Here is a 12,481-nt window from a genome sequence, read left to right as displayed (position 1 = left end):
TGATTCATCCATCACACGTTCTCTGGCCCCGCTCCAGGAGCCAGAGAACACCTCTTACCGCTTACGCCATTGTCTCCATACCAGCAGGCCACCCAGGGCCAGTGCCCCACTCAACAACGCCAGCGGAAGCACTCGCGAGCGTTCAGGAGCAGGTTCATGCACTTCCTGCCCCCCATGCAGCGCCATCTGGATTACCTGGGCCAGATGCAAGGCGCGACGTTCAGTCGTTTGCTCTATCTGCTCTCGACAGCTAAAACCATCAGCAATTATCAACGTCTCATCCTCGGCCTGACGCACCGCAGGCAACAGTACCCGCTCACCGACCTTCATCGAGATCGCATAGTGATCCTTTTCAAAGCCGAATGCGCCCGCCATGCCGCAGCAGCCTGAATCAAGCACCTGAAAATCGAGCCCGAGCTTCCGCAAAATGGCCTCTTCATCGCGCAACTTCATAATCGCCTTATGATGACAATGCCCGTGAACAAGCGCCTTCCGTTGGAGCTTCGGCACGTTGTATCCCTGTTGCTCTAAAAACTCGCTTAGAAGCATCATCTGTTGACTTAACCGTTTCGCATTTTCATCATGCGGAAAGAGATTTCGCAATTCGTCGCGAAAGACAGCCGCACAACTCGGCTCCAGCACGACCACAGGTACCCCGGCCTCGATCTCGGGCGCAAGCGTATCGAGAATCTGACGCATCAACCGCTTCGCCTGATCGAGAAACCCATAATCATAGAGCGGACGCCCACAACACAGCGACTGACGCGGTACCACAACCTGACAACCAGCAGCTTCGAGCACCTCTACAGCGGCCCGAGCAGCTTCCGGCTTCAGATAATTGTGAAAGGTATCCGGCCACAGCACCACACGCGTGCCCTCGGTCCTGCGCGTGCCCCGATGCTGGAACCAGCGCTTGAACGTCTGCGTGGCAAACAGAGGCACGTGCCGTTCCTGAGCAAAACCACCGACCAGCTTCACAAGCGAACTCAGCCCGGGCGCGTGCGTCACACAATTCACGATTCGGGGCATATGCGAGGCAAGCCGCGCCCACCAGTAAATCAGCCCCATCGAATACGCCGTCCGGGGTCGAAGCCGCCCCTGATAATAGTGCGAGAGAAACTCTGCCTTGTAGGTCGCCATATCTACATTGACGGGACAATCGCCCTTACAGCCCTTGCATGCCAGGCAGAGGTCAAGTGCCTCGCGTACCTTCTCGCTCCGCCAGCCCTGCGACAGCAGATCACCCTGCATCATCTCAAACAGCAACCGCGCCCGTCCGCGAGTCGTGTGCTCCTCTTCACGCGTTACCATGAAGCTCGGGCACATCGTCCCGCTTTCCAGGCGGCGGCACTTGCCCACGCCCACACAACGCAAGGTCGCATGTGCAAAGCTCCCCTCATCATCGGGAAACTGAAAATGCGTCTTGACGGGCATTGGATTATAGGCAGTGCCAAGCCGTAAGTTCTCATCAGCCCTGTACGGATCAACCAGCTTGCCCGGGTTCAGCTTCCAATCCGGGTCCCAGATCGCCTTGAACTCACGAAAAGCCTCTACAAGCTCATTCCCGAACATCTTCGGCAGAAACTCGGCCCGCGCCTGCCCGTCACCATGCTCACCCGACAGCGAGCCGCCATATTTCAGCACCAGATCGGTTGCACGCTCAAGGAAAGCATGAAACGTCTCTATCCCTCGCTTTGTCTCAAGATCAAAGTTGATACGCGAGTGCAAACAGCCCTGCCCGAAATGCCCGTAAAAACTCCCTCTGTAGTGAAAGGAATCGAGCAAGTGCCGCAACTCACGCAGATACGCACCAAGCCGTTCGGGAGGGACAGCCGAATCCTCCCAACCGGGCCATGTCGGCGCTTCCCCTGGAACAAACGAGGTCGCACCCAGAGCCGATTCACGCACGGACCAGGCCAGCTTTTGCTGGGTGGGATCACGAAAGTATCTGATATCTGGTGTCACGCTCCGACCTTGCAGCCACTCGATGAGCCGCTGTGCCCGGCCATCTGCTTCCCGCTGGTCCTCCCCGCCAAATTCGACGAGCAACCAGCCACGCCCTCGCGGGAACTGCGCGACCTCCTCCGCATGCAGCCCCTTTTTCTCCAGATCATGGATCAGCAGCTCATCAAAGCCCTCAAGCCCGATCGGCTGGAAGGTCAGCATCCCCGGTATCTGGTCGCACCCTGTATAGATGTCCGGGTAACCGAGCACCAGCAGCGTACGAGCAGGCGGGCTGCTGACAAGACGCACGGTTGCTTCCAGCACAAGCGCACAGGTCGATTCGCTTCCCACCAGTGCCCGCGCGACATGAAAGCCATGCTCCGGCAAAAGCTGATCCAGATTATAGCCGGAAACGCGCCGCGGAATATCTGGAAAGCGCCCGCGAATCAAGCCACCATAGGTATCACGCAACTGCTTAAGCCGTGCATAGATCTCCCCTCGTCTATCAGTCGTCTGTATCAGACGCTCAAGCTCGTCATCCTCGGTTTTCCCGACCCGCATGCGAATACCATCATAGGTCAGGATCTCAAGCTCTTCCACGTTATCAGCGGTTTTTCCCGCCATCAACGCATGCACCCCGCATGAGTTATTCCCGATCATACCTCCAAGCGTACAATGATTATGGGTAGCAGGATCGGGGCCGAACGTCAGATGATAGCGCTCCGCCGCACTTCGCAAATCATCCAGAATCAGCCCGGGCTGCACCCGCGCTCGACGTCGCTCTACATCAAGTTCGAGCAGGTTATTCATGTACTTTGACATATCAATAATGACGGCAGTATTACAGCACTGCCCCGCCAAACTCGTACCACCACCGCGTGCAAGCACTGGAGCGCCATAGCGTCGACAAAGCTCGACCGTTGCCACCACGTCATCAGCGTCGCGAGGAAGCACAACCCCGATGGGCACCTGTCGATAATTGGACGCATCGGTTGTATAAAGCGCCCGGCTCCCTCTGTCAAAGCGCACTTCGCCACGCACCCGCGCCCGCAAATCTCGTTCTAGCGCAGCTCCATCCGTCACCTGCGGCCCGAGCGCCGCCTTCCGATTGAGAACAGCAACACGTTTCACAGCGTCCTCCCAAAACACAAGCAGAACAGCTATCTCCGGCATCGGAGCATTCAAAGTTCAAAGGGTATCACGTGATCCAGCGCTGAAACGTTACCTGCTTGCTCAGTGACGCATGTGTCGCGTTCAGTGGGGAAATGCCTGTAGCATTCTTTCTTGCTTTTGCGAACGCCTGTATCTGCGTCTTCAGGAGAATGAGCCCCACCGCCACAGCCTCCCGGAAAGATTACAACTTTATTCCTCCTCCCCTTGCCCCCACACGTCAGGAAAATACTGCTCTAGCTTCACTTGAGCCAGCGCAGCAAGTCTGTTGTCGTTCTGGGCCAGCTTCTTGACCTCCTCAAGCACCCTCGGGTTACCCATTACAAAAGCAGCAATACAGCGATTGACCTGATATTCACGCCATTGGTCCTCTGCCCTGGCGGCCACCCACGCTGCTTCTAAGAGAATATCCATATACACCCCCAAAATGTATTCATCGCACCACTTTTCTCTATGTCAGAGTATACTGTACTCTCTAAATTTTTGCAAGCAATGAACCTGTAACTCCTATCCTGATGTATACTACTCCTTTTATCGCGAGAGAAGAAGCAGCCGTATGCCTTCAGGGTGTTGTATGATAAGAAAAAGAGGGGAAAGGGCCGAGGTCAGCAATAGAGCCGACACACCCGCCTTTTTGCCCACATACTATGGCTCTGAGAAAGAAAGGGAGAACGTATGTCAAGTGATGAAATCCTCCGCCAGCAACTTCGCACACTCTTGCTCAAAGGCAATGCACATATGACCTTTGATGATGCTGTCGCCGCATTTCCAGCAGAACAGATGAATCAAAGGGCGCCCAATGTCTCCTATACACCGTGGCATCTCCTTGAGCATATTCGCATTACTCAATGGGATATTCTGGATTTCATTCGCAATCCGAACTATATTGCGCCTGCATGGCCCTCGGGCTACTGGCCTGCCCCCGATGCCCTGACCGACCGGGAGGGTTGGGAAGCCACGATTGCGTCTTTTCATGCCGATCAGCGAGCACTGGTCGCCATTATCGATGATCCCAAAACCGACCTGTATGCGCCTATTCCGCATGGCGATGGTCAGAACATCCTGCAAGAAATCCTGACTGTGGCCGATCATAACGCGTACCATATCGGCGAGTTCGCCATCTTACGGCAGGTGATGGGAACCTGGCCCGAAGGACATCAATAAAAGCAATGCTGATACCTCTCCCCGAGCCCGGGGAGAGGCTTCGCTCTACGTCGTATACTCTCCGTTAATGCGCACATATTCATACGATAGGTCGCAACCCCAGACGGTAGCCGCACTTTCACCCAGTCCAAGTGAAATCCGAATCGCGACCTCGGAGCGCTGCAAATAGGCCTTGAGCTCCGGCAAACGGTCCTGTGGCAACGGTTGCCCCTGATAAACCACCAGATCACCAAAGGCGATTGTGACCTTTTCGGGCATGATGTCTTCCTGCTCGCTGCACTTGCCGATCGCCATCGCGACGCGCCCCCAGTTGGGATCAGCGCCAAACACCGCTGTTTTCACCAGTGGCGAGTTCACAACTGACTTGGCTACACGCTTTGCCTGCTCATAGGAAGCCGCTTCACGCACCGTCACCTCCAGCAGCTTGGTCGCCCCTTCACCATCGCTTGCCAGATCCTTCGTGAGCTCAATCGCCATCTCACGCAGAGCACGGCGGAATTCCCCTAAAGGCACATCACCAGCCAGTCCGTTCGCCATAATCGCCACGGTATCGCTGGTGCTGGTGTCGGTATCGACGCTCAGACAGTTGAAGGAGACCGCTACCGCCTCATGCAGGCACTCCTTGAGCGTCTTCGGATCGATCCGTGCATCAGTTACAAAATAACTGAGCATGGTTGCCATATTGGGTTCAATCATGCCGACACCCTTCGCCATGCCGACGAGAGTTGCATTACCAATCTTGCACGCGCGAATCTTCGGGCGCGTGTCCGTCGTCATAATCGCCTGCGCGCTTATATGAAGCTCACCCTCGCGCAGTTCCTTCGCGATTCCCCGAATCCCCTGACGTATCTTATGCATCGGAAGCTGCCAACCAATCACGCCCGTCGACGATGGCAGCACATCGGTCGGATCAATCCCCAGTTCCTCAGCGACCAGCCGCACGACCTCACGCGCGTTCGCCAGTCCCTCTTCTCCGGTGGCCACGTTCGCATTCTTGCTATTAATGACAAATGCCTGAAGCTGCCCATTGGCGACATGTTCCCTGCCCACAATGATCGGAGCGCCACAGAAGCGGCTTTGCGTGAACATAGCAGCGGCGGAAGCAGGCACATCCGAGACAATCACGGTAAAATCAAGGGTCTCATCCCGGATCCCGACATTTTTCGCAACTGAGCGAAACCCGCGCGGTGAGAACGGTAACGCTTGCATCCACTTCCCTCCCTGACGAAGTATTTATCCCCAATTATACAATGTCCATATGCCATTTGTAGAGTCCAATAGTTCTTTTTTCTCTTTTCTCCCACCCTTGACATTCCAGGAAAAACTGCAATATAGTATCGCCATAATCCAGTTTTTTCTGGATTCTCTGTTACTCATACTCAGGCGATTGGTATTACAGCCGTCGCTTTCAGTATAACTGGAAAGAAGTGTTATCTATGTCGACCGAAGAGACAAAGAAGACTGTACTTCGTTTCTTTGATGAGATTGTCAATCAACAGAATTTTTCAGGCATACGTGAGATATTCGCGCCCGATGTTGTCGAGCATGAGTTCAAACCTGGCCTCTTCCCGCCACCTGCAAAGCAGCAACGCATTGGTGATATCGTCTCGAATGTCACCGATCAAATCGAAGCATTTACTATAGCAGATGAATATTCAGCAGTACGGGTAATTGGAACAGGAAAGCCCTGTGCGGAGTTCTTCGACAGACCCGCCCCGGAAAAACCACTTACCTGGACGGCTACTATGATCTGGCGTGTAGAGCAGGGCAAAATCAAAGAGCGCTGGATGGCCTTTGACTATCTGTCCTATATGCTTCACTATGGGGTCATTCCGCCGCTCAAGCAGATTGAGTCTCAGCAGCCATACACGCCGCATTACGCGCTCGATGCCCGACCCGCGCTCGATCAGGCTAAGCAGCTCGAACCGCTTCACAGGCTCATTGATGCCCATCGAAGCGGCGATATCTCCCTGCTTGATGGTGTCGTTGCTCCGACCTATAAAGATCATGGAGGATGGATCGACGGGCTTCCAGACGGCCCCGAGGGCTTAAAAGAAGAGGTCCGCATCTTGCGCCGTGCCTTCCCCGATCTGGAGCTTGAGGTCACACACCTCTTTGCAAGCGAGAAGCACGTCACGCTCAGGATGATCGGCACGGGCACCCACAAAGGCGAGATCTTCGGCGTTCCCGCAACAAACAAGCAGGTATCGTGGATGACCATCGGCATCTATGCCGTCGAGAATGGCAGGATCACCGAGCGCTGGATTGATGGTTCGCGTATGGAGCTGCTCCGCCAGCTTGACGCCGTACCTGCGGTTCCATTCGCGCCCATCACCAGCGTTGGCCCGGACCTGCTCATCCTGGGTGATCGGTAAACGCTATGACGCATACAGCAGCGTTCTGTTTGCCGGGATAACCTCGCGATAGCCGTCTAGAAGCCGTTCCATTGCTTCAGACCAGCTCTGCCGTTGTGCCTCGATCACGGCTGCTGCTCCGAAGCACTCACGCTCTTGCTGGCGCTCTACCAATCGAGTAAGCAGCGAACGATAGGCGGCTACTTGCTCATTCCGCCGCCTATCCAGCAAAAGCCCCGTCTGCTCATGCGTTACGAGATCACAGACCCCCTCGGCCCTCACACCGACAACCGGCAGACCCGATGCCATTGCTTCAAGCACCACTTGCCCGAACGTCTCTGTCTCCGAGGGGAACGCGAAGACATCCGCCGAGGCGTACGCTCGTGCCAATGCCTCGCCACTCAGATAGCCGGTAAAGGTGACAGGCACGCCAGATAAAGCTGCTCGCACCCCTTCCGAAGCCGGACCATCTCCTACGATCACCAGGTGACACCGTCCGTGATCCATGTCACGATATGCCTCAATAAGCAGACGCAGATTCTTCTCATATGAGACGCGTCCTACATACAACAGTACGACCTTCTGTTCGCCTCCAACCCAGTGAGCACGCAGACTTTCATCACGCTTTCCAGGCCGAAACAGCGTCGTATCCACCCCGCGCGGCCAGATACGCAGGTTAGAGAAACCCTGTTCTCGCAAGCGTGCAGCCGTCGATGGCGACGGACAAAATGTCAGGGCGCACTGATTATGTAAAAAGCGCATGTAAGACCAGGCCGGTTCAACAAGTGGTGCAAAACCAAAGTGTTTACAGTATTCAGCCAGATTCGTATGATACGACGAGACAAAGGGCACATGCATCAGATGTGCCACCGCAAGCCCGGTCGCCCCCAGAAACACCGGATCTACCAGATGAATCACATCCGGGCGAAAATCATGCAAACGCTGCAAAAAGAGCGGCCTGAACATGTTCATCTTCAACTCAGGATAGAATGGCAGCGGCAAACCAAGCGTGCCCACAATCTCGGCCCCGGCATAGCGTGTCATGCCGCTCTCCGGGCCAAGCACCAGCGCCTGATGACCTTGCTGCTGCAAATGTTCGAGCAAACGAGCTAGGGTTCGGGTAACACCATCCAGTTTTGGCAGAAAATTTTCAGTAATAATCGCAACACGCATATATACACCCCTTTTAATAGCTCATTGCAAAAGCAGCTTTTTCATAATGAGTAAGTTTAATAAGATGTTTCATCCATAAAAGCATATAACCGGCAGTCAGTTGAATAGCATCAGAGAAGAGAGCTGGCAGACAGGATCCAACGCGCTCGTCCCATAATTGCGTAGTCATAAGGTCACGTTTATAGGTATATGTCCATTCCGGGCGGCACACCTGCGCATAGTAGCCATCTTTGATATATCGGGCCACCGCCGCGATATAGCTCCGAACATCAGCCCCCGTCATGAGCGGGTGATATCCCGTCGGCGGAGCGATCGATAGCCGCGCCTCACGAGCGTATACTTCAAAATCAGTATGATAGCCAAAATCGCGGGAGCTCAGCCAGGTGAAGTTGGCAGCGTGCATCGGTTGCGTCACGTCAGTCATATAGTGCAGCGACAACCCGAAGTAGTAGCCAGCTCGCTCCACATCTCCGTTCAGCCAGGTTGCATGTGCAAGATGATAATACAATTCGCCATTCGTAACAGCCGTCGGAGCGGTCTCGCCAAGCCAGTTTGTCCCCGTATCAGGATCATAAAAGTGGCTCTTCCAGGTTGGCATGAGCCCACCGGGCAGCAGAGGATCATTGAACGGCGCTTTCTTGTCAGCATCCAGCAGCCCAAGACAGAGCGCATCGTGAAAAGCGGCTCCACACCTGCCCTGATGCGGTTTCACCAGAGCATAGAGGCGCCGGCCCGCTTCTCCTTCATCCCGCAGCAGATCGGCGGCACATGAAACCATCCACCAATGTGTACTTTCGCGCTCACTAAAAGGGTTAAGTTGTTCTTCCTGCTCCTGCTTCAAAATAGGGAGGACTGTTGTGTCAAGAAGATGGTAGGCGCTCTTTGTCGCCTTCATTAACAGCTCGGTTGATTGCATCGTTCCGCTAAAATGCATTGTCTGTACCTCCTTGTGAAGAAATCCTACAAGAGCAAGTATACGGGGGAAGCGGGTGAAGAGACATCACACTGCCGGGTGATTTTCAAAAATGAGGAGGACAGAAAATGGGGGATAAAAAAGGGGAAGAGTGGTGTAACCCTTCCCTCACTTTTCACTTTTCTAGAGAGTGGATCCGCATAGTTATTACTATGGCTTCTGCCCATATACAAGGAAGAAGATTGAGCTCGTGTGCAGCTCTTCCCATTCCTGGGGTAGCGCTTTCCAGGTAGCGTCGTACTCCTTTTCGGGGACCACACCCAGGCGGTCACAGGCAACACGCAAATTGTTGAACACAAGGTGGATGTCTCGCCCCATCATCTCACCCACGCGGCCACCCCACTTACCCAGCGGCACCGGGACCGCAGTAAACGTGACATTGGTCAACCCGGCGCTCTCAAAAAGCTGATCCAGCTCCTGAATGGGCGGCGAGCCAAACCCCGAACGTCGCCCGGCCTCGCGCCACCACTCCATCAAACGAGCGGTGTTCGGCCCCTCATTCTCAAACACATCAAGCGTCTCCAGCAGCTCGACGTAGCCACCTGGACGCGTCACCCGTGCCAGTTCTGCCACAACAGCAGGCCAGGCCGAACCGGGAATCGCCGCCACAAGCAAGCGCTGATGCACAAAATCAAACGCCCCATCCTGAAATGGCAACCCTTTCAGGACGTTGCCCTCAACAAACTGGCTGTTCCTCGGCGCTCCCATCCGCGCGGTTGCCGGGATCTCAATATCCATGCCCACAACTTTCGCCTCAGGGAACTCTTTCGCCATCTCACGCACCCAGATGCCGGTACCGGTTCCTACATCCAGAATATCCCTTACCATTTCTGGTAAGGGTGCTACATAATTCCCTTTCAACAAAAAGCGGAGGGCATAGTGCTGAAAGTTCAAACGATCCTGTTCTGAGAGGTCTTTAGGAAAGAAATACGGGACATCAGAACGAAAACGCCGCTGCTGAATCACGGAGTCCAGCGGCTTCAGGCGTTCCGCAAGACGAGATGAAATACCACCTGTCTGCTTCTTACGAAAAAAAGAAAACATGTTCTCACTCCTCTCAACGAGCAGCAAATACTCTGAGCTGCCGCTTCTCAAGCCACCCGAGACGGCAGGTTTTTCGCACTAATCTTTCGGCAAAGAGCTTCTCATGTAGCTCTCTCCCCATTACAACGGGCCTACGCCTGGTACTAGTCTGGAACGAAAGCCTCATACTCAATAGAAAATAGTATACTACCTCTACGCAGGCTTGTGTTCGTTCTTCACTATTTCAAAGTACACCAACAGATTCTATTCAATACCTTATCTACTCATTTTTTCGCGCAAGAACAGGGGAAATCTTAATACTTTTTTAATACGCATGCGGCCTACACAGAAACATCGACAGTATCTGCGTGGCATGGTACAATAAGCAAACTATACCAGGAAAGGGGTACACCCAATGCGAGAACGCCTCGCTGAAGCTATTCAGCTCCGCGAAACAGGCCGTGCAAAGCAAGATCAGGCCATTCTGGAACAGGCCAAAACGTTGCTTCTAGAGCTTGCTGAAGCGTATCCCGATGATGCAGAAATCATATTTCAAACAGCCGTGGTTCATGACAATCTGGGTCTGGAACGCGAATCCATTCCCTACTATCTCAAAGCCCTTGATCTCGGGCTCGCTGGCCCAGACCTTGAACGAGCGTTACTCGGCCTGGGAAGCACCTACAGAGGATTGGGAGAATATCAAAAAGCGGTAGAGACGCTTCGCCGGGGCGTCCGCGAATTCCCCGAAAACCGGGCGCTTCAGACGTTCCTGGCAATGGCGCTGTATAACACAGGAGCCTATCGCGAGGCGATGGAGATTGTGTTAACGAACCTGCTGGAAACCACAACTGATGAGAAGCTTCAGTACTTCAAGCGTGGACTCCTGTACTACGCTCAGCATCTCGATGAAACATGGTAAAAAAGGGGGAGGCTTCCCGGTAAAAAAGGGAGCTCTCCCCTTTTTTGTCACGATTTCTCAGGTTAGATGAGCAACAACAGGTGCAAAAGGCTCCAGCACACGGGCATCTCCATAGACAAAAAAATAGGGGAGACATACTTATTTCTTCCCTATCGTTTTTTTAACTCAATAAAATTACCACTATCTATTTGCAGATTGGTTTTGTGAAGTGCTATAGATATCGTATGGAAACCAGAGACCTTTTTTCGCTCAATTTCTCAAGTCAGGACTGCCCATCTCGTCGAGCGCTGGATCTGATTACAGATAAGTGGACGCCGCTTGTCATCTCGATTCTTGCGACTGGTCCTTGTCGCTACATGAATATCAAGCGGCAAATTGGTGGCATCACCCAGAAAATGCTGACCCAGACATTACGCAAAATGGAGGATGAAGGGCTCGCCACACGCACTGTCTACCCAACATCACCGCCAACGGTCGAATATGCGCTTACGCCACTCGGCAAAACGCTTGTTGAGCCAATCCAGAGCTTGCTTGATTGGGCACGTACCTACGGTCTACAAATGAACTCCATCCGTCCCCTTGTAGAAGAGTACCCACAATAATGAGAAACCGCCTCTCTCGGTGAAGGGAGAAGCGGCTTCTCATTCGTGACACGAGCATTATGAGGGGGTTTCAACTTCGCGCATAGGCAGTTTTAAGAATGGTATGACCTTCTCTGCAAGTACCTGTAACGTTTCATAATCGTTCAGGTACAACATCACAATAAAATACTGGATGCCACAATTGACCAGTGCCTGAAAAGAGGGAATAATCTCCTCCGGCGTTCCAGCCATTGTCGCCGAGCGCATGAAGTCCCGATAACCGAGCGGGTCGGCTTCTCGTTTGGCCTTAACCCGTTCAGGCGATTCCGCCAGTAGCAGCAGGCTGATATAACTCCGCAGAATCGTACGATAATCGCGCCCGACGCTCTCGCAATGCTTCCGAAGCGCATTCAGCTTTCGTTTCACATCTTCAAGCGTGAATGCCTTGCCAACAAGGGCATGTGCCATAAAGTTCGACATATCGGCATAGTATGCAACTTGACGAAGGGTTGTCTGCTCGCCACCACCACCAATCAAGAGCGGGATAGAAGGGCGTTGTATAGGCCCTGGTTGGATGATTGCATTCTCCAGATGGCCGGTCTTTCCCTGAAATGTCACCGGCTCACCCGTCCAGAGACGCCGCACAAGATAGACTGTCTCTTCAAGCCACTCCTGTCGCTCACGCACCCCTGGCAAAGGAAGACCGAAATTCCTGATTTCTTCCTCCATGTCACCAATGCCGACGCCCAGAATCAGGCGACCATTGCTCAAGCGATCGATATCAGCACTCAGCCGAGCCAGCATCCAGGGCGGCCGGAACAGCACGCAACTGACAGCGACACCCAGGCGAATCGTTTTCGTCGCCTGCGAGAGCGCGCCAAGCGTCGTCCAGCAATCCATAAAACCCAGGCCAGGATGATCGCTCAACCAGAACGCGTCATACCCAAGCGCCTCAACAGCCTGCGCAAAGTCCCGATACTGGCTCCAATCGGCCCCGGGATCGTTGAGCAGGACTCCAAACCGGGGGTGCTCAGACATTTGTGCTACCCAGGGATGAGGCACATTCTGAGCCCGTACACGAGAAAAAAGCCTCATTACCTACTCCCCCTACAATCATCTGTAACACATACACATTTAGAAGTATAACAGATAAACAGAAAAGAGTGAATAGATATGCAGA

Annotated in this window: 12 protein-coding genes; 4 read left to right on the top strand and 8 right to left on the bottom strand. The window is 53.7% G+C overall.

Going from position 1 to position 12,481, the window contains the following annotated elements; translation table 11 throughout:
- Positions 1-54: 54 nt before the first annotated feature.
- Genes EI42_RS11425 through EI42_RS11420 form a run of 3 tightly spaced genes read right to left on the bottom strand, consistent with a single transcriptional unit; the run spans position 55 to position 3,528 of the window.
- Positions 55-3,117, bottom strand: coding sequence for an FAD-binding and (Fe-S)-binding domain-containing protein (locus tag EI42_RS11425; protein WP_111321959.1), 3,063 nt, complete (start codon positions 3,115-3,117; stop codon positions 55-57).
- A 25-nt stretch (positions 3,118-3,142) separates the two neighbouring features.
- Positions 3,143-3,277 carry a hypothetical protein gene (locus tag EI42_RS34320; RefSeq protein WP_281279026.1) on the bottom strand — a complete coding sequence of 45 codons (135 nt, stop codon included), beginning with the start codon at positions 3,275-3,277 and terminating at the stop codon, positions 3,143-3,145.
- A gap of 29 nt (positions 3,278-3,306) precedes the next feature.
- Positions 3,307-3,528, bottom strand: a complete 222-nt coding sequence (locus EI42_RS11420) for a hypothetical protein (protein WP_111321958.1) — start codon at positions 3,526-3,528, stop codon at positions 3,307-3,309.
- Between the two features lie 261 nt (positions 3,529-3,789).
- On the opposite strand from EI42_RS11420, the gene EI42_RS11415 reads away from it, so the two are divergent.
- Positions 3,790-4,278, top strand: coding sequence for a DinB family protein (locus EI42_RS11415; RefSeq protein WP_111321957.1), 489 nt, complete (start codon positions 3,790-3,792; stop codon positions 4,276-4,278).
- Between the two features lie 45 nt (positions 4,279-4,323).
- Here the strand turns inward: EI42_RS11415 and argJ are convergent, their stop codons facing one another.
- On the bottom strand, positions 4,324-5,487 hold the full coding sequence (argJ, locus tag EI42_RS11410) for a bifunctional glutamate N-acetyltransferase/amino-acid acetyltransferase ArgJ (protein WP_111321956.1): 1,164 nt from the start codon (positions 5,485-5,487) through the stop codon (positions 4,324-4,326).
- Positions 5,488-5,714: 227 nt separating this feature from the next.
- On the opposite strand from argJ, the gene EI42_RS11405 reads away from it, so the two are divergent.
- Positions 5,715-6,653: an ester cyclase gene (locus tag EI42_RS11405; protein ID WP_111321955.1), complete on the top strand. Its 939-nt coding sequence runs from the start codon at positions 5,715-5,717 to the stop codon at positions 6,651-6,653.
- A 3-nt stretch (positions 6,654-6,656) separates the two neighbouring features.
- Here EI42_RS11405 and EI42_RS11400 read toward each other — a convergent pair whose 3' ends face one another.
- The 3 genes from EI42_RS11400 to EI42_RS11390 form a co-directional block, all read right to left on the bottom strand.
- Positions 6,657-7,805: a glycosyltransferase family 4 protein gene (locus EI42_RS11400; protein ID WP_111321954.1), complete on the bottom strand. Its 1,149-nt coding sequence runs from the start codon at positions 7,803-7,805 to the stop codon at positions 6,657-6,659.
- Between the two features lie 13 nt (positions 7,806-7,818).
- Positions 7,819-8,739, bottom strand: a complete 921-nt coding sequence (locus tag EI42_RS11395; protein ID WP_111321953.1) for a zinc dependent phospholipase C family protein — start codon at positions 8,737-8,739, stop codon at positions 7,819-7,821.
- A gap of 189 nt (positions 8,740-8,928) precedes the next feature.
- Complete coding sequence (locus EI42_RS11390) at positions 8,929-9,822, bottom strand: class I SAM-dependent methyltransferase (protein ID WP_111321952.1); 894 nt, start codon at positions 9,820-9,822, stop codon at positions 8,929-8,931.
- A gap of 394 nt (positions 9,823-10,216) precedes the next feature.
- On the opposite strand from EI42_RS11390, the gene EI42_RS11385 reads away from it, so the two are divergent.
- Entirely contained in the window at positions 10,217-10,720 is a 504-nt protein-coding gene (locus EI42_RS11385) for a tetratricopeptide repeat protein (protein ID WP_111321951.1), read from the top strand.
- 224 nt (positions 10,721-10,944) lie between these two features.
- A complete protein-coding gene (locus EI42_RS11380) occupies positions 10,945-11,322 on the top strand; it encodes a winged helix-turn-helix transcriptional regulator (RefSeq protein ID WP_111321950.1) in 378 nt (125 codons plus the stop codon).
- Between the two features lie 57 nt (positions 11,323-11,379).
- On the opposite strand, the gene EI42_RS11375 is transcribed toward EI42_RS11380, so the two are convergent.
- Positions 11,380-12,396 carry an LLM class flavin-dependent oxidoreductase gene (locus EI42_RS11375; RefSeq protein WP_111321949.1) on the bottom strand — a complete coding sequence of 339 codons (1,017 nt, stop codon included), beginning with the start codon at positions 12,394-12,396 and terminating at the stop codon, positions 11,380-11,382.
- Between the last annotated feature and the right edge of the window lie 85 nt (positions 12,397-12,481).

The organism is Thermosporothrix hazakensis, from assembly GCF_003253565.1.
Classification (GTDB): Bacteria; Chloroflexota; Ktedonobacteria; order Ktedonobacterales; family Ktedonobacteraceae; genus Thermosporothrix; species Thermosporothrix hazakensis.
Note: the sequence above shows the minus strand (reverse complement) of the source record. Positions and strands in the feature narration are given on the sequence as shown.